Origin of the sequence: Allopontixanthobacter sp. (assembly GCF_034376665.1) — a bacterium.
Classification (GTDB): domain Bacteria; phylum Pseudomonadota; class Alphaproteobacteria; order Sphingomonadales; family Sphingomonadaceae; genus Allopontixanthobacter.
In genome coordinates, this window is sequence record NZ_JAXMJI010000097.1 from 1 (window position 1) to 14,614 (window position 14,614).

The following is a 14,614-nucleotide window of genomic DNA, read 5'->3' on the forward strand; positions in this document are numbered from 1 at the left end:
AGCACATGATTTGGTCCGGCGACATAATCGCCGATTGCCTCGGGCGTGTGCCGACCCAGGAATACGCTTCCGGCGTGGCGGATTTTTGCGAACATGACATCCGGATCGTCGATTGCCAGTTCGACGTGTTCCGCCGCCAGCACCAGCGGGTTGGTCACGCCCTTGGGGGTGGGGGTCACGGCGACCAGCCGAGCAACGCCGGCAACTTTGGCCGGTATGGCGTTCATCAGCAGCGAGGAGGGGTAGGCCGCACGGCCGCCCGGCACATACAGCCCTGCCGCGTCGACGGGCAGCCAGCGCGCACCCAGCCGCATTCCGGCGGCATCGGTGTAGTCGCGGTCTTGCGGCAATTGCGCCGTGTGATAATCGCGGATGCGGTCTGCGGCGAGGATCAGGGCATCGCGCAATTCATCGTCCAGCGCTTCGAAGGCGGCGCGGCAGGTTTCCGCCGGAACGCGCCAGTCTTCATCGGTGGTCAGCCGGTGATCATCGAAGCGCGCCGTGTATTCCGCCAGCGCTGCGTCGCCGCGGCGACGTACCTCGGCAAGGATCGAGGCGACATCCTGTGCGACGTTGTCGTCGCTCTCGCGGCGATCGTTGACGATCTTGGTGAACGCTTTTTCAAAGCCTTCATCCACGGTCCTGAGCATCTTCATCACGCTGCCCCGCTCGTCTGGGCATTGCTGCGGAACGCCTCGACCAGAGCAGCAACCCGTGCGTCGGTCTTCAAGGCGGCACGGTTGACAATCAGCCGCGCGGAAATGTCCATGATCCGGCTGGTCTCTACCAATCCGTTCTGTTTCAAGGTTGCCCCGGTCGATACCAGATCTACGATCCGGCCCGACAGCCCGAGGCTGGGGGCAAGTTCCATCGCCCCGTTGAGCTTGACGCATTCGGCCTGGATTCCCTGTGCCTCGAAATGGCGGCGGGTGATGTTGGGATATTTGGTCGCGACGCGCAGGTGGCTGGCACCGTCCGCACCGCTGGCATGTTCCGCCGGTTCGGCCACGGACAGACGGCAATGGCCGATGGCGAGATCGACCGGTGCATAGAGGTCTGCGTAGTCGAACTCCTCGATCACATCGGAGCCGACAATGCCGATCTGCGCGGCTCCGTGCGCCACGAAGGTCGCCACGTCGAATGCGCGGACACGGATCAGCCGCATGTGGTCGCTCGTGGTGGCGAAACTCAGCGACCGGTTGGACTTGTCGTGAAACGCGCTATCGGGCACCACCCCCGCACGGGCCATTACCGGCAGCGCTTCATCGAGGATACGGCCCTTCGGAACGGCGAAAGTTAGCATTTTCGGCATGGGGCGGCAGATAGTGCGACAACCGCCAAAGGGCAATCAATTGTGGGGAGGGCCATCGTTCGCCTGACTATTGGGCGGGCGAGGCAAGAAAGTTCTGGAGGGATCGGGGCATGACGGACGCAATCATGGACATCGCGACGGTGGCGGGCGGGATCGAATGGCAGGCCCGCCACGCCGAACAAGCGGGCGCGCCCTGCACCGGCAGGGTCGTTCGCGCGCAGCTTGCAGTCCTGGACAGCGACACCGCCACCGGCCGCCGGATGGCGGGTTGGCAGGGCAAGGTGGTGGAGGACGCGCTGCCGCTGCGGCTCGCGGGCGGTCTGCATAATCTGGTGCTGACCGGGGAGGATCGGCGGCTCGAGCCGGTTTACGCCGGGCTGCTGACCGATCAGGGGCAGGTCGATGCCATCGTGCTGGAGCTGGTTCGGAAATACGATACCAGGCTGCTCCCGTGGCTGGACGGGCCGCCGCAGACGAACGAAGCGGGGCGCTCATGGGCATTCATGAGCGCGCTGAAATGGCTGTCGGTGCGTCTCGGACCGAAATTCAGCCTGTTCGAATTGGGGGCCAGCGCCGGGGTCAACACCATGATGGACCGGTATTTTTTCGATCTCGGCGGTGTGACGGAGGGTCCGCCCGCCTCGCCGATGCGGATCGTCCCCGAATGGCGCGGCGCTCCGCCGCCCGATGCGCCGGTGGAGATTATCTCGATCCGGGGCTGCGACCAGGCACCCATTGATCTCGGCGATCCTGCAATGGCGCTGAAACTCAAAAGCTACGTTTGGCCCGAAGCCAGCCAGCGGATTGCGCGGATCGATGCCGCAATTGCGCTGGCGGCCGAAAAGCCGCCGATAATCGCGCATCAGGATGCTGGTCCATTCGTGGATGAAATGCTGGCGGAGGCACCGCAGGTCGGCGTTACCCGCGTACTGCTGCATTCGATCGTGTGGCAATATATTCCGCCGGTCACGCGCGACCGCATCGAAGCCGCAATGGCCAAGGCCGGGGCGGAGGCAACGCCGGAAAACCCGCTCGCCTGGGTTGCGCTCGAAACCAACCGCGAGACTTTCCGCCACGAACTGCGGGTCCGCTATTGGCCGGGAGGAGAGGAACCGCAATTGCTCGGCTGCGGCCATCCCCACGGGGCGTGGGCGGAATGGTTCGCGGCTTAGGCGGTCCGGTCCAGAAAATCATCCAGCGCGGCGTTGAATTGCTCCGGCGCTTCCCACGGCACGAAATGGCCGCAATCGGGCACCTGCACCAGCGTGAGATCGTCGATGACTTCGTCCAGTCCCTCCAAGTTGGAAGGCGGCAGGGCGAGGTCGTCCATCGCCCAGATCACCAGAGTCGGGATGGTCAAATTGGGCAGCACCATCGGCTGGTAGCCGGCAGGTAATTCGAACGGCGCGTCCATCGGCGGCACTACGATGGGGCTGCCGCGATACCAGTTGAGCATGGCCATTGCGGTGTCAGCATTGGACCAGTCCTTCAGCAGCGCGTCGCGTTCGTCCTGCTCCATGGTGGAGGGGCGGTCCCACCTGACCGCCTTCAGCAGGATGCCGATCAGCCCGTTTTCGCGCACCAGCGCGTCGTTTTCCGGATCGCGGAAAGCGCGAATATACTGGCTCGCCTCGCGCTGGGCATGGTCGAGGTAGAGCAGTTTCTGGAAAATCGCCGGGTGGGGGGCGTTCGCGACGACGGCGCGGGTAACGCGGCCATTGATCTGACCGCCCAGAGCCGTCCCCCAGGCAATCGCGCCGCCCCAGTCATGGCCGATGATGGTGAATTGGCCCACGCCCAGCGCGTCTGCCATCTGGAAGACATCGCCGATCAGTTTGTCCGGCGTATAGCTGGCCACGTCCTGCGGCGCGGAGGAGCCGCGATAGCCGCGCTGGTCCGGCGCGATACAGCGGAAGCGGTCCGAAAAATGCGCGATCTGGTGGCGCCAGGTGCGGTGGCTTTCGGGAAACCCGTGGAGGAAGATCAGCACCGGCGCGTCGCTGTCTCCGTTCGTGTTGCCGGTAGCGGGGCCAACATCCGCCACATCCAGCTCGGTGCCGTTCGCCAAAGTGATCCGCTTCTGATCGATGGTCATGATGCCTGCGGTTCCATTTTCGCAATATACCCCTTGGCGACCATGTCGGCGATCCGGTCGAACAGTTCGTCCGGCGTCCGGCGCATTTCTGCCATCGCCAGTTCGGTGCCGCGTGCGACAATGATCTCGCGCTGTCCTGCGGCGATCCCCGCAAGAATTTCCGCCGCAGCCTCGTCTGGCGGGATGCCGTTGTCGATTACGGGGTCGCTGACGCCGCGCTTCGCACCGCTCGCCTCCAGCGCATTGCGCGAGACATCGGTGGCGACGGAGCCGGGCGCGATCACGTGAACATCTACGCCTGTGGTGGACAGTTCCGCCCGCAGCGCGTCGGCGTATCCGATCAACCCATGCTTGGCGGCGCAATAGGCGGTGCGCAGCGGCACGCCGACCTTACCTGCGACGGAGGAGATGAAGACCAGTTTCCCGCTACCGCGTTCCGCCATGTGCGGCAGCAGCGCCTGGGTCAGGGCAATCGGGGCCATTAGGTCAATCTCGATGATGTCGCGGTAAACCTGCAGCGCGGTTTCGACTGCAAGGCTGCGCTGCGCAATGCCGGCGTTGTTGACCAGTACATCTACCCCGCCGGTCCATTCCAGCGCGCTGGCGACGGCGGAGTTCATGGCGGCATGATCCGTCACCTCGAAGGGCAGGACCAGAGTTTCGCCGCCCACAGCCTTTGCCACTTCGCCAAGCCTACCGAGGTCCCTGCCGGACAGGATCAGTTTCGCGCCCGTTTCCGCCCAGCCAAGGGCAAGCGCCCGGCCAATGCCGGACGAAGCGCCGGTAATCCATACTGTGGGAATGGTGCTCATGGGTAACTCACTGTCTTGGGCTGGTCGGGAATGGGAATCCATTCCTCCTCGTCGCCGGGAACCTTTGGGAAATTGCCCTGGGTCCAGTCCTGCTTTGCCTGGTTGATCCGGTCACGGCTGGAACTGACGAAATTCCACCACACATGGCGCCGGGTGGTGATTGCCTCCCCGCCCAGCAGCATCACCCGCCCGCCGCTGTGGCTGGCAAGCTTCATGACGACGCCGGGTTCCAGTATCGTCAATTCGTACAGTACCAGCGGCTGCCCATCCACACTCGCCTCGCCGCCCACCAGCATCACCGCGCGTTCGTCTGCTTCGGCATCGATCGGCAAGGCACCGCCTGCCGCGAGCAGGATCTCCGCGTAGATCGTTTCGGCATAGGTGGTGGTGGATGCCTGCTGGCCCCACAGATTGCCCATAATCACCGTCGCGCTGGCAGCGGCGTCTTCAACCCGCGGCAGATCCGTCACCGCTTCGAACGCGGGGTCCATTTCCTCGCGCGCTTCGGGCAGGGCGAGCCAGGTCTGCATCCCGTAGAGCCTGGGGCCGCTGTCCCGTTCCGACTGCGGGCTGCGTTCCGAATGGACGATCCCGCGGCCCGCGGTCATCAGATTGACCTGGCCGGACCGGATGGTCGCGAAACTCCCCAGCGAATCGCGATGGTCGATGGCACCTTCGAACAGCCAGGTCACGGTCGCCAGATTGATATGCGGGTGGGGGCGGACGTCCATCCCGCTCCCGAGATCGAGCTGCGCCGGTCCGAACTGGTCCACGAAGATGAACGGGCCGACCATCGTGCGCTGGCGCGATGGCAGAGCCCGCCGCACCTTGAAGGCGCCGAGATCGTGAGTGACGGGGGTAATCGTGATCATGAGATTGCTCCTGTTGACCGTATGGTCCTTCGGCGTGTCCGCTCAATCCTCGCATGGATTTGCACGGCCTACGGGGCGCATCTGCTGCCCCAATCAGACAATTATTCCCCGGGGGCAGTGGCCTTGATGGCAAGAGCATGGACTCGATTTCCGGGTATGTCACCCAGCGATTTGTTGACCATCCTCTGTCGGTCAAGTCGCGATTGGCCGGCGAAGGCTTCGCTTTCGATCCGAATCGTGAAATGCGATTCGCCGCTCCCGTCATCGCCCGCATGGCCGGAATGCTTTGCGCTGTCGTTGATCACTTCCAGCTTCGTCGGCGCAAAGGCCCGGCCAAGAATTTCGGTCATTTCCTGCTGCACGCTCATTTCATGTCCTTTTTGGTATTTGCAATTTCTCTAACCGACCCCATCCTAAAGAGCCATGCGCGGTGACAGGTTCCACGGACGGTTTGAAACCGGAGGGCGCGGGTGCGATGCGCCCGGCTGCCGCGAGGCGGGCGAATTCCGTGCGCCGGGGCCGCGCGGGTCCAGTTTCGACGGTCCGGGCGATTACCGCTGGTTCTGCCTCGACCATGTGCGCGAATTCAATTCCGGCTACGATTGGTTCGAAGGGATGAGCGCGGATGAAATCCTCGCCGCGCAATCCCCGGTCGCGGGATGGGCCAGCACTGCGCGTGTGTTCCGCGCGGCCGAAACGGGCGATGCGTTGCCCCGCTGGGCGGATTACGAGGACCCGCTGGAGGCAATCTCAGCCCGCGCAGCCGGGATCAAGGCGCGCGCTGCGCAGCAGAACGGAACGAATGCCGCGATGCGCCAGAGCAGCCGGTTCGCCGCCGAGGAGATGCTGGCGCTCAAGGTTCTCGGCCTCGATACCGAGATTGACCGGCCAATATTGCGCCGCCGTTATTCGGAACTGGTGCGCCGCTATCATCCCGACCGCAATGGCGGTGATCGCAGTCACGAAATGCGGCTCGGCCGGGTTGTCGAAGCCTATCAAATGCTTCGCAAGAGCCGGGCTCTGTCCTGATCTAGGCTTCGGCGGCAGCTTCCTCGCAAAGCGTCTGCAACTGCTCGGCCACCTTGCTCCAGCCGTCGTGAAATCCCATTTCGAGATGCTGCTGCATCGCCTCCTCGGTCCAGTGGCGGGCGACGGCGGTGTAGCGGGTCTGTTGCCCTTCGGCCTCGATGGCCCAGATGCCGATCATGAAGGGCTCCGCCGGGATCAGGCCGGGCGCAATCGCATCGGTAAAGGCAAAATGGTGCCCTTCCGACCATGCGAGGATCAGGCCCGGGGTCTGGTGTTCTTCACCGTCGGGACCATGCATCACGATGTTGGAGACACCGCCCGCCCGCCGGTCGAGCCGCACGATCTCCGTTGTCCACGGCTTCGGGCACCACCATTCCGCCAGCCGCTCCGTCATGATGTGCCAGACCTGCGCGGGCGCGGCGTTGATCAGGCGGGTGACTGCGAGTTCATGCATTGTGGGGTCTCCTAGGGCGCCGGCTCAGCCCGCCATCTTGGCCTGTTCGATCAGGCCCAGGTCGATGGATTTGGCCGCGTTGTAGGCATCGCGGCTGCGCAGACGCTCCGCGTAAGATTTGAAGGCGCCGCGTTCGGGTAGGCTCTTGAACTGCAGCCCCCAGTCAACCTGACTGCCGAGATAGACGTCCGCCATCGTGAACCGTGCGCCGCACACATAGTCGCGGCCGGTGAGCAGTTTTTCCAGTGTGTCGACAGTCCGGTCATACGTGCCGAAACCGGCCATTCCTTCCTTCCCTTCGGGTACTTGCCAGCCCATCGCGTGCGCGACAATCGCCTGTTCCAACGGACCCGCCCCGAAGAACAGCCCGCGGTAGTAATCGGCGCGTTCTTCCTGCGTCGGAGCGAGATTGGGCGCCGCGATATCGGCCAGATAGGCACAGATGGCCGCGCATTCGGTAATCACGTGATCATGCCCGCCGTGATGGTGGATCAGCGTAGGGACCTTGCCCAGCGGATTGGCATCCAGCAGCGCTTGCGGCTTGTCAGCCCAGTCGACCAGCACCGTGTCATAATCCGCACCCGCTTCGTGCAGCGCCCAGCGGGCGATTTGCCCGCGGCTCATGGGATTGGTGAAGAAAGTGTAATCAGTCATGCGGGGCCTCCCGGTTACGATTCCTAGTCCGTCAGGGTCCGCTCAGCCCATGCGGGCGGATTCGATAGCGGCAATGTCGATCTTGTGCATCGTCATCATCGCATCGAAGGCGCGCTTGGCCGCAGCTGGGTCCGGATCGGCGATCGCCTCGGTCAGAACGCGCGGCGTGATCTGCCAATTGAGGCCCCATTTGTCCTTGCACCAGCCGCATGCCGATGGCTGCCCGCCATTGTCCACGATGGCATTCCATAACCGGTCGGTTTCTTCCTGATCGTCCGTCGCGATCTGAAACGAAAAGGCTTCGGTTTGCGGAAATTCGGGGCCGCCGTTGAGGCCGAGACAGGGGATGCCGCATACGCTGAATTCCACAGTCAGCACGTCGCCCTGCTTGCCGCCTGGGAAATCACCCGGAGCGCGGTAGACGGAACCGACGCTACTGTCGGGGAAAGTCCGCGCATAGAAATGCGCCGCCTCTTCCGCATCCTTGTCATACCACAGGCAGATGGTGTTCTTGTTCATGGCGATGGCTCCGCATTTTCGCGACCAGGCTTCAGGCGGGCTGATCGGCGCTGTCGAATTCCCTGGTGAAGCCGGAAAACACCATGCGCTTCCCGTCGAACGGCATTTCGCCCAGTTCTTTGAAGCGCTCGTCCTCCATCATGCGCTTGTTGGCATCGTCGCGAGTCGCCTTGTCGGGATATTCCATCCACGAGAACACCACATTCTCGTTCTCCTTCGCGTCGACGGCGCGATAGAAATCGGTCTGCTTGCCCTTCATCAGATCATCGCCCCAGCATTCCACCTGCCGGGTGACACCCAGATCGCGGAATATCGGCCAGCATTCGCGGGCCATCTTGAAATAGGCGTCCTTCTTTTCAGACGGGACCGGGACGAGGAAACCTTCCACATAGGCCATATCAACTCTCCAGATTGCGGCGACTCGGTTCGCCTTGCTTGCCAAGACATGACGCAATCGGTTACTAAAGGCAACTATGCAGTTACAAAAAGAAACCAAAGCTGCCGATCAACGCTCGCATGGCCGCTGGTATGACGACGCCTGTGGCACCGCATTCGCCCTCGAGGTGATCGGGGAGCGATGGGCCCTGCTGATCGTGCGCGAGCTCATGTTCGGCGGTCGGCGCTTTTCCGATCTGCGGCGCTGCCTGCCCGGGATCAGTGCCAAGATCCTGACCGAGCGGCTGGAATCGCTCGAAACTTCGGGCGTGGTGCGCAAGGTGCTCAGCCCGCCGCCGCTCGCCGCCAGACTTTATGAGCTGACCGAATGGGGCGCGCTGGCGGAACCGATGCTGCAGGAACTGGGCCGGTGGGCGGCAAGGTCCACCCTGCATGACCCGACCATGCCCTTGTCGCCTGTGTCCTTGATGCTGTCGATGCGGACGATGATCGACCGGGACCGCGCGCGGCTGCGGGACGCGGATTATGGATTTGCTGTCGGCGGGGAGGAATTCGTCGCCAGGCTCGAAGACGGAATACTCGCGATCCGGAGGAGCGGTGACTTCACCAGTATGGACTGCGTGTTCCGCGCCGGCACCGCGCCGCCGCTGGCCGCGGCATTTTACGGCGATGTGCCATTCGAACATCTGGAGGATGCGGGATTGCTGGAGATCACCGGTAGCCGGGACGCCGCCCGGCATCTGGCGGGGGCTCTGGAACTGCCGCCAAAGGCCGTCTGACTTCGCTGGCTACTGCCGGAAAGCCCAGCGCAGGGCAGTCCCCATCGTCTGCGCGGCGGCGCGAGCGGGCAGGGCGCCCAGACCGGGGCTTTGCAGGCCGAGCATGGACCGCGCATAAGGCGGAAGAAGATCGACCGCTGCGGTACCGAGCAGCTGCTGGACCGCCGGCGGAGTCCCCTGTGGGCGCTGGCTGAGGACCAAGCGGGCGATATCCTTCGCCTCGGGCGAGGAGCGCAATTGCGGGCGCATGTCCCGCAGCATGTGTTCGGCCTCGGCACGGGACTCCGGCACCGGATCGGCACCCAGCTTGCGGGCAATCACCGCGAATTGGCGAAAATATTCGTCCTGCTGGGCATAAGGCATCGAAGAGCGCGCGTAGCGCAGATAGCCCTCCAGAAAACTGGTCGCCTCCGCCAGATGCACCCAGGCAAGCGTTTGCGGATTTGTGGCGGAATAGGCGGTTCCATCCGGCAGGGTGCCGGCCACCTGCTGGTGGATCCGGTTGACGCGCGCAATGGTCTTTTCCGCCTCCCCCGCCTCGCCGAAGGTCGTCACCGCGATGAACCGCGCGGTCCGCCGCAGTCGCCCGTGCATGTCGCTGCGAAAGTCCGAATGGTCGAGCACGCCCTGCAGCGCATGGGGATGGAGCATCTGGAGCAACAGTCCGCGCACCCCGCCGACCATCATGGAAACAATATCGGCATGAACCAGCCGGATCGGCGAATCGCGTTCGAACAGGGCGTTGTCCGACGGGGGTACCGGCTGCTGTCCGCCTTCGACATCGTTGAACAGCGCACGGATGCGGCCAACCAGCCGTTCACGGATTTTCTCGGAAGGGCGGGCCAGCACCATCGGGCCAATATAGGGTATCGCTCCGCGATTGAAATGTTTGTGATTGGGGCCGCTGTGACCGCTTGCAGGGCGTCACGCTGGCGTCTAGGCGTAGCCGCGCAATGACCGACACGACAAAAAGCTTCGACCCTTCCAGCAAGACTGCCTTGTCCGCACCTGACACGCAGGTCAGCGTTCGCGAGCTCTTCGGGGTGGATGTCGACATGATGGTTCCCGCCTTTTCCCGCGCTGACGAACGCGTGCCCGATCTGGATGCAAGTTACGTCTTCGATCCGGACACGACACTGGCGATCCTGGCAGGATTTGCGCACAACCGACGGGTCATGGTGCAGGGCTATCACGGCACCGGCAAATCGACGCATATCGAACAGGTTGCGGCGCGCCTCAACTGGCCCTGTATCCGGATCAATCTGGACGCGCATATCAGCCGGATCGATCTGGTCGGCCGCGACGCAATCGTGCTGCGCGACGGGCTGCAGGTGACCGAATTCCGCGAAGGCTTGCTCCCCTGGGCGCTGCAGCATCCGGTGGCGCTGGTGTTCGACGAATACGACGCAGGCCGTCCGGACGTGATGTTCGTGATCCAGCGTGTACTGGAAGCGGAAGGCAAGCTGACCCTGCTCGATCAGAACCGCGTTATCCGCCCCGATCCGGGCTTCCGCCTGTTCGCCACCGCCAACACAGTCGGGCTGGGCGATACCAGCGGGCTTTATCACGGCACGCAGGCGATCAACCAGGGCCAGATGGACCGCTGGAATATCGTCGTCGGGCTGAATTACCTGGCCGCCGAAACCGAACAGAAGATCGTCGCGGCCAAGAACCCCGATACCGATCCCAAAGTGATCGCCGACATGGTCAAGGTCGCCGACCTGACCCGCCAGGGGTTCATGAACGGCGACATCTCCACCGTGATGAGCCCGCGCACGGTGATTACCTGGGCGCAGAATGCGGCGATTTTCAAGGACGTCGGCTTTGCTTTCCGCCTCAGCTTCCTCAATAAATGCGACGAAGCGGAACGGATGCTGGTGGCGGAATATTACCAACGGGTGTTCGGTACCGAATTGCCCGAAAGCGTCGTCGGTAAAGCCTGAGGCCGAGAGGCTTAGGCTTCCGCAGAGCCTTCTTCCGGCGCCATCAGGATATTCAGGATCGCGGTGGCTATCGGGCGACTGCGATCATCCTGCCACGCCTCCACCGAGATATTCGCATTGCGGCGCCCCAGCTTGGTAATGCGGGCAGCGGCGTAGCTGGGCTTCGGCTTACCTGGGGCAAGGAACTGCACCGTGATGTTTATCGGTTTCATCCGGTAGGTGCGGCCCAGCTTTGCCAATTCGCGGCGAAGCAGCGCGTAACCGGCGGTTTCCAGCAGACCGCTGATCGCGCCGCCGTGCAGGTGTCCCGGCCGTCCCTCCACATTGGCGCTGAAATTGCAGGTCAGGACGGGGCTGCCGCCTTCGTCACCGTGAACGACAATCCCCAACGAATCCGCATAAGGTGTCAAAGACGCTTCAGGCATTGCGGCTGTCCCCGGCGATAGACATAAACACGCCCGCGATATGGGCCACCGGGTCGGCCGGATCGCCGTCATGCGCGATACCGCGAACGAACGCGGCAGAGCGGGTGATCCTATAGCATTCCGCGCGGCCAATGACGGCCGCCCGGACTTTTGCCGGGCGCTGGTAATCCACTCGCAGATCCAGCGTGGCGATGGCTGCAAAGCGGCCCTGGGCGGTCCAGATCGCCAGGCCCGCAGCCATATCCATCATGCTGATGATCGGGCCGGATGCCAGCACCTGGCGCTCCGCCTCCCCCACCAAATCTTCGCGCCACGGCAATTCGAGTTCCGCCCAGTCATCACCATGACCGCGGTATTTCAGCCCCAGCCAGCCCACATGGCCATGCTGCAGCAGCATCGGCGCGGCGCGTGCCGGATCAAAGCTGTCGCTTTGCTCGGGTAAGCGGGTGTCGGGCGTGGGGATCGCGGGCATCGGGATGCTCTGCAGACTGCCCCCGGCCTTTTCAATGTTTTAATTTCACCTGCGTCCCCCCGACCGGCAGCAGAGACGCAGCGGAGCATTGATATCCGCAGAAACGGGACGCAAAAAATGAAACTACCTTCGATCGATCCATCGGTTCTGCCAGACCTGGGCCAGTTGACAGGCGTTTTCGGCAGCCTGTCGGACCTCGCGACCGTGTCCACCGACGACCGGATCATCGCGGTGATGGTTTTCCTTTTCGAAGCGGTTCCGCCGGAGAACTTGATCTAGGGTCCCAAACGAATGCGGATCGACCCCGCTTTGCGCGCGCTGCGGAGCAATCCTGATTCGCAGCGCATCGCGCAAACCGCGCTGGAGACGTGCAAATCCGGTTGGCGGAGCGCTGAGGGTAACGCTTCGATATTCGCCGAGCTGATCCGCTACGGACGCGGCGACGAGCTCGGGGAATGTCCGGCGCTGAGCAGCCTGTTTGCCGACTTGGACCGGGCCGCCGCACTGGTGGAAGATCTGGTTTCGCAAATTTTGCCGCAAATCGCAGCGCATCCGCTGGGCCAGGTTCCCTTCCGTCATCAATATTCCGGCGGAATGGCCGTCTTGCAGCTCGCGGCCGCGGGCGATGCGGCGCTGTCGCTGGTCATGTACGAACGGAGCGGAGATACGCCGCATTCGCCGACGATTTGCTTCACCGATACCGAGCGGCACGAAATTGCCCTGGCGGGATCAGGCACAATGCAGATCGTCCGCCGCAACCGGGGCAGGCGCGCACCGGCCGAACTGTCCGTTTCGTCGGTGGAGATGAAAAGCGGGCAGAACCTCTCGCTGTGCGGAATGTTCGAAACCAAGCGCATCGAAAGTGTCGAAGAACGACTTGTCATTCTGCGTCTCGGCAGGACGGGCGCAGCGCCTGAACCCAGTCTCGAATTTCGTGTGGCCGACGGAGAGCTGGTCCATCAGGCGTCGGGTGACAAGCGGGACAGCTGTCATGAATTGATGGTGTCGCTGCTCGGCCGAATGGGTCGCTGCGATGCTGCACCAGTGCTGGCGGAAATGACCCGCAGCGGCAGCGACCATTTGCGCTGGCAGGCCCTGCGCGAATGCCTGGCGTTGGATACGGCCACTGGCTTCACGGCACTCTGCGGGATTGCTCGCAACCCCGCGGATACGCTGTCGGCCAACGCGGGCAGTCTGCGCGCGCAATTGATCGAAGCTTATCCCGAGCTTGCAGCGTTTGAGAAAACCCTGTGCCTAGCGTGATCGATTGCGTCACGGACCAGACCTGCAGCCTTGCGGATATGGTCGCGGCTCTCGACGAAAGCGGCTTCGACGCCCGCGACGAGGAGAGCGTCCACCACGCGGCGCTGTGGCTGCGGCGGCTCGGCAACGATCCCGACTTTCTTGGCGATTTGATGCTTGAGCGCCTGCGCGATCGACACCGCGAGACGCCGCTGGACAGCGCATACAGCCCTCAGGCGATCATGCTGACACATGCCGCGGGCGGATATTTCCTGCGCGCGAACATCTGGCCGGGCGAACAGGACCATGCTTTTCGTGCCAGCGGCGGCGGCAGCTTCGTCTATGGCACACCGCACGACCATAATTTCGATTTTCTGACGCTAGGGTATTTCGGTCCGGGCTATGCCAGCGACTATTACGAATATGATTACGAGGCTGTGTCCGGCTGGCACGGGGAACCGGCGGGCCTGCGGTTTGTCGAACGGAGCACGCTGTCGCCAGGCAAGCTGATGCTCTACCGCGCGCATCTCGACGTACACAGCCAGCTGCCGCCGCCATCGATGTCGGTCTCGCTCAACGTGATGGGCATGGATGCGGCGCAGGGCTGGCACGATCAATACCGCTTCGATCCCGCCAGCGATACGATCACCGCTGTGCTCAATCCGACATCGACCGAGACATTCCTGCGGCTGGCGGTCGGTCTGGGCGGGGCGGAAGCACTGGATCTGGCGGAGCGGTTTGGCCGCACCCACCCGAGCGACCGAATGCGCTGGGCCAGTTTCGAAGCCCGCGCGCTGCTGCTGGACCGCGCCGGCCGCGACGCCTTATGGCGCACCGCGGAATTGTCCGGCAATCGGCTGGTGGCGGAGGAAGCGAAGCGCCGCCGCCGCGAGGATGCCTAGATCACGCTCCCGGTCATGGCATCGATCGCGCCCTGCAGGAATATCGCCGCGGCGTGGCTGTCGATCCGTTCGGCGCGTTTCCGGCGGCTGAAATCCTGCCCGATCATGGCGCTTTCGGCGCTGGCGGTGGACCACCGCTCGTCCCACAGCAGCACGGGCAGGGCGAAGGCTTCGGACAGATTGCGCGCATAGGCGCGGCTGGCCTGCGCGCGCGGACCTTCGCTGCCATCCATGTTGCGCGGCAGGCCGATCACCAGTCCCTTCACGCTGCGTTCGGCGAGCAGCGCCGCAAGCGCATCCCGGTCACGCCCGAATTTCCCGCGCGGCAGGGTCTTGCCTGCGGTGGCGAACTGCCAGCCCGCGTCGCACGTCGCCACTCCAAGCGTCTTGGTGCCGAGGTCGATCGCCAATAGCGCCCCGCCGCCGGGCAGCGCGTCGCTGAACTCGCGGGCGCTGTCGGTAATTACTGCGCTGGCTTCCACGCCGATACCCGTCGGGCAACATCCCGGTGGAGATTTTCCCAGAACAGGGGGATATCATAGACGTGGTAGTTGTTGCCGGGCAGCACCGCGCTGCCCATTTCCGGCGGATCGCCGATCAGCAGCAGCCCCTTACTCGAACACCGTGCAGGTACCGCTGCGGGAACCAGTTCGCCGCTCGACATGGTTTCATCCGGCACCAGCGTCCCCAAATTTTTCGCCGCCACTG

At 63.6% G+C, this 14,614-nt stretch carries 21 protein-coding genes and 1 pseudogene; 7 read left to right on the plus strand and 15 right to left on the minus strand.

Annotated elements, in window-relative coordinates; translation table 11 throughout:
• Together U0988_RS10795 and hisG are read right to left on the minus strand one after the other, a co-directional pair.
• Positions 1-656, minus strand: a 656-nt coding sequence (locus tag U0988_RS10795; protein WP_322292631.1) for a histidinol dehydrogenase, incomplete at its 3' end; no start/stop codon positions are given.
• Positions 656-1,312 (minus strand): ATP phosphoribosyltransferase, encoded by a 657-nt coding sequence (gene hisG / locus U0988_RS10800; protein WP_322292632.1) that lies wholly within the window; start codon positions 1,310-1,312, stop codon positions 656-658. The genes U0988_RS10795 and hisG, both read right to left, overlap by 1 nt.
• Positions 1,313-1,422: 110 nt before the next feature.
• Between hisG and U0988_RS10805 the strand changes: the two genes are divergently transcribed.
• Positions 1,423-2,484, plus strand: a complete 1,062-nt coding sequence (locus U0988_RS10805; RefSeq protein WP_322292633.1) for a DUF2332 domain-containing protein — start codon at positions 1,423-1,425, stop codon at positions 2,482-2,484.
• Here U0988_RS10805 and U0988_RS10810 read toward each other — a convergent pair.
• The 4 genes from U0988_RS10810 to U0988_RS10825 form a co-directional block, all read right to left on the minus strand.
• Positions 2,481-3,407: an alpha/beta hydrolase gene (locus U0988_RS10810; protein WP_322292634.1), complete on the minus strand. Its 927-nt coding sequence runs from the start codon at positions 3,405-3,407 to the stop codon at positions 2,481-2,483. The two genes, U0988_RS10805 and U0988_RS10810, sit on opposite strands and share 4 nt — an antisense overlap.
• A complete protein-coding gene (locus tag U0988_RS10815) occupies positions 3,404-4,219 on the minus strand; it encodes an SDR family NAD(P)-dependent oxidoreductase (RefSeq protein WP_322292635.1) in 816 nt (271 codons plus the stop codon). The genes U0988_RS10810 and U0988_RS10815 overlap by 4 nt, the downstream gene beginning before the upstream one ends.
• Complete coding sequence (locus tag U0988_RS10820; protein ID WP_322292636.1) at positions 4,216-5,091, minus strand: pirin family protein; 876 nt, start codon at positions 5,089-5,091, stop codon at positions 4,216-4,218. Before U0988_RS10820 ends, U0988_RS10815 begins: the two co-directional genes overlap by 4 nt.
• Positions 5,092-5,192: 101 nt before the next feature.
• The gene (locus U0988_RS10825) at positions 5,193-5,459 is read right to left on the minus strand and encodes a BolA family protein (protein ID WP_322292637.1); all 267 of its coding nucleotides are present in this window, start codon (positions 5,457-5,459) and stop codon (positions 5,193-5,195) included.
• 55 nt (positions 5,460-5,514) lie between these two features.
• Between U0988_RS10825 and U0988_RS10830 the strand changes: the two genes are divergently transcribed.
• Positions 5,515-6,120: a J domain-containing protein gene (locus U0988_RS10830; protein WP_322292638.1), complete on the plus strand. Its 606-nt coding sequence runs from the start codon at positions 5,515-5,517 to the stop codon at positions 6,118-6,120.
• Between the two features lies 1 nt (position 6,121).
• Here U0988_RS10830 and U0988_RS10835 read toward each other — a convergent pair whose 3' ends face one another.
• Genes U0988_RS10835 through U0988_RS10850 form a run of 4 tightly spaced genes read right to left on the minus strand, consistent with a single transcriptional unit; the run spans position 6,122 to position 8,144 of the window.
• Entirely contained in the window at positions 6,122-6,574 is a 453-nt protein-coding gene (locus U0988_RS10835; protein ID WP_322292639.1) for an SRPBCC domain-containing protein, read from the minus strand.
• A gap of 24 nt (positions 6,575-6,598) precedes the next feature.
• Positions 6,599-7,228: a glutathione S-transferase family protein gene (locus U0988_RS10840; RefSeq protein ID WP_322292640.1), complete on the minus strand. Its 630-nt coding sequence runs from the start codon at positions 7,226-7,228 to the stop codon at positions 6,599-6,601.
• Positions 7,229-7,270: 42 nt separating this feature from the next.
• Positions 7,271-7,747, minus strand: coding sequence for a VOC family protein (locus tag U0988_RS10845; RefSeq protein WP_322292641.1), 477 nt, complete (start codon positions 7,745-7,747; stop codon positions 7,271-7,273).
• Positions 7,748-7,778: 31 nt separating this feature from the next.
• The gene (locus U0988_RS10850) at positions 7,779-8,144 is read right to left on the minus strand and encodes a DUF1428 domain-containing protein (protein ID WP_322292642.1); all 366 of its coding nucleotides are present in this window, start codon (positions 8,142-8,144) and stop codon (positions 7,779-7,781) included.
• A gap of 76 nt (positions 8,145-8,220) precedes the next feature.
• Here U0988_RS10850 and U0988_RS10855 point away from each other — a divergent pair, with 76 nt between their 5' ends.
• A complete protein-coding gene (locus tag U0988_RS10855) occupies positions 8,221-8,922 on the plus strand; it encodes a helix-turn-helix domain-containing protein (RefSeq protein WP_322292643.1) in 702 nt (233 codons plus the stop codon).
• Between the two features lie 9 nt (positions 8,923-8,931).
• On the opposite strand, the gene U0988_RS10860 is transcribed toward U0988_RS10855, so the two are convergent.
• On the minus strand, positions 8,932-9,774 hold the full coding sequence (locus U0988_RS10860) for an oxygenase MpaB family protein (protein WP_322292644.1): 843 nt from the start codon (positions 9,772-9,774) through the stop codon (positions 8,932-8,934).
• A 101-nt stretch (positions 9,775-9,875) separates the two neighbouring features.
• On the opposite strand from U0988_RS10860, the gene cobS reads away from it, so the two are divergent.
• A complete protein-coding gene (gene cobS, locus U0988_RS10865; protein WP_322292645.1) occupies positions 9,876-10,865 on the plus strand; it encodes a cobaltochelatase subunit CobS in 990 nt (329 codons plus the stop codon).
• Positions 10,866-10,876: 11 nt separating this feature from the next.
• On the opposite strand, the gene U0988_RS10870 is transcribed toward cobS, so the two are convergent.
• Together U0988_RS10870 and U0988_RS10875 are read right to left on the minus strand one after the other, a co-directional pair.
• The gene (locus tag U0988_RS10870; protein WP_322292646.1) at positions 10,877-11,290 is read right to left on the minus strand and encodes a PaaI family thioesterase; all 414 of its coding nucleotides are present in this window, start codon (positions 11,288-11,290) and stop codon (positions 10,877-10,879) included.
• Complete coding sequence (locus U0988_RS10875) at positions 11,283-11,762, minus strand: PaaI family thioesterase (RefSeq protein ID WP_416172389.1); 480 nt, start codon at positions 11,760-11,762, stop codon at positions 11,283-11,285. The genes U0988_RS10870 and U0988_RS10875 overlap by 8 nt, the downstream gene beginning before the upstream one ends.
• Before the next feature lie 117 nt (positions 11,763-11,879).
• On the opposite strand from U0988_RS10875, the gene U0988_RS10880 reads away from it, so the two are divergent.
• Genes U0988_RS10880 through U0988_RS10890 form a run of 3 tightly spaced genes read left to right on the plus strand, consistent with a single transcriptional unit; the run spans position 11,880 to position 13,906 of the window.
• Positions 11,880-12,041, plus strand: a complete 162-nt coding sequence (locus U0988_RS10880; protein WP_322292647.1) for a hypothetical protein — start codon at positions 11,880-11,882, stop codon at positions 12,039-12,041.
• A gap of 12 nt (positions 12,042-12,053) precedes the next feature.
• The gene (locus U0988_RS10885; RefSeq protein WP_322292648.1) at positions 12,054-13,025 is read left to right on the plus strand and encodes a hypothetical protein; all 972 of its coding nucleotides are present in this window, start codon (positions 12,054-12,056) and stop codon (positions 13,023-13,025) included.
• Positions 13,022-13,906, plus strand: a complete 885-nt coding sequence (locus U0988_RS10890; RefSeq protein WP_322292649.1) for a transposase — start codon at positions 13,022-13,024, stop codon at positions 13,904-13,906. Before U0988_RS10885 ends, U0988_RS10890 begins: the two co-directional genes overlap by 4 nt.
• On the opposite strand, the gene ruvX is transcribed toward U0988_RS10890, so the two are convergent.
• On the minus strand, positions 13,903-14,388 hold the full coding sequence (ruvX, locus tag U0988_RS10895; RefSeq protein ID WP_322292650.1) for a Holliday junction resolvase RuvX: 486 nt from the start codon (positions 14,386-14,388) through the stop codon (positions 13,903-13,905). The genes U0988_RS10890 and ruvX overlap by 4 nt on opposite strands.
• Positions 14,370-14,614, minus strand: a pseudogene (locus tag U0988_RS10900) (hypothetical protein); the annotation flags it as partial. The pseudogene U0988_RS10900 and the gene ruvX, both read right to left, overlap by 19 nt.

What these genes read in the sequence shown, in the direction of transcription:
- hisG (WP_322292632.1), bottom strand. Translation starts at nt 1,312, where the DNA reads ATGCCGAAAATGCTAACTTTCGCCGTTCCGAAGGGCCGTATCCTCGAT.
- U0988_RS10805 (WP_322292633.1), top strand. Translation starts at nt 1,423, where the DNA reads ATGACGGACGCAATCATGGACATCGCGACGGTGGCGGGCGGGATCGAA.
- U0988_RS10810 (WP_322292634.1), bottom strand. Translation starts at nt 3,407, where the DNA reads ATGACCATCGATCAGAAGCGGATCACTTTGGCGAACGGCACCGAGCTG.
- U0988_RS10815 (WP_322292635.1), bottom strand. Translation starts at nt 4,219, where the DNA reads ATGAGCACCATTCCCACAGTATGGATTACCGGCGCTTCGTCCGGCATT.
- U0988_RS10820 (WP_322292636.1), bottom strand. Translation starts at nt 5,091, where the DNA reads ATGATCACGATTACCCCCGTCACTCACGATCTCGGCGCCTTCAAGGTG.
- U0988_RS10825 (WP_322292637.1), bottom strand. Translation starts at nt 5,459, where the DNA reads ATGAGCGTGCAGCAGGAAATGACCGAAATTCTTGGCCGGGCCTTTGCG.
- U0988_RS10830 (WP_322292638.1), top strand. Translation starts at nt 5,515, where the DNA reads ATGCGCGGTGACAGGTTCCACGGACGGTTTGAAACCGGAGGGCGCGGG.
- U0988_RS10835 (WP_322292639.1), bottom strand. Translation starts at nt 6,574, where the DNA reads ATGCATGAACTCGCAGTCACCCGCCTGATCAACGCCGCGCCCGCGCAG.
- U0988_RS10840 (WP_322292640.1), bottom strand. Translation starts at nt 7,228, where the DNA reads ATGACTGATTACACTTTCTTCACCAATCCCATGAGCCGCGGGCAAATC.
- U0988_RS10845 (WP_322292641.1), bottom strand. Translation starts at nt 7,747, where the DNA reads ATGAACAAGAACACCATCTGCCTGTGGTATGACAAGGATGCGGAAGAG.
- U0988_RS10850 (WP_322292642.1), bottom strand. Translation starts at nt 8,144, where the DNA reads ATGGCCTATGTGGAAGGTTTCCTCGTCCCGGTCCCGTCTGAAAAGAAG.
- U0988_RS10855 (WP_322292643.1), top strand. Translation starts at nt 8,221, where the DNA reads ATGCAGTTACAAAAAGAAACCAAAGCTGCCGATCAACGCTCGCATGGC.
- U0988_RS10860 (WP_322292644.1), bottom strand. Translation starts at nt 9,774, where the DNA reads ATGGTGCTGGCCCGCCCTTCCGAGAAAATCCGTGAACGGCTGGTTGGC.
- cobS (WP_322292645.1), top strand. Translation starts at nt 9,876, where the DNA reads ATGACCGACACGACAAAAAGCTTCGACCCTTCCAGCAAGACTGCCTTG.
- U0988_RS10870 (WP_322292646.1), bottom strand. Translation starts at nt 11,290, where the DNA reads ATGCCTGAAGCGTCTTTGACACCTTATGCGGATTCGTTGGGGATTGTC.
- U0988_RS10875 (WP_416172389.1), bottom strand. Translation starts at nt 11,762, where the DNA reads ATGCCCGCGATCCCCACGCCCGACACCCGCTTACCCGAGCAAAGCGAC.
- U0988_RS10880 (WP_322292647.1), top strand. Translation starts at nt 11,880, where the DNA reads ATGAAACTACCTTCGATCGATCCATCGGTTCTGCCAGACCTGGGCCAG.
- U0988_RS10885 (WP_322292648.1), top strand. Translation starts at nt 12,054, where the DNA reads ATGCGGATCGACCCCGCTTTGCGCGCGCTGCGGAGCAATCCTGATTCG.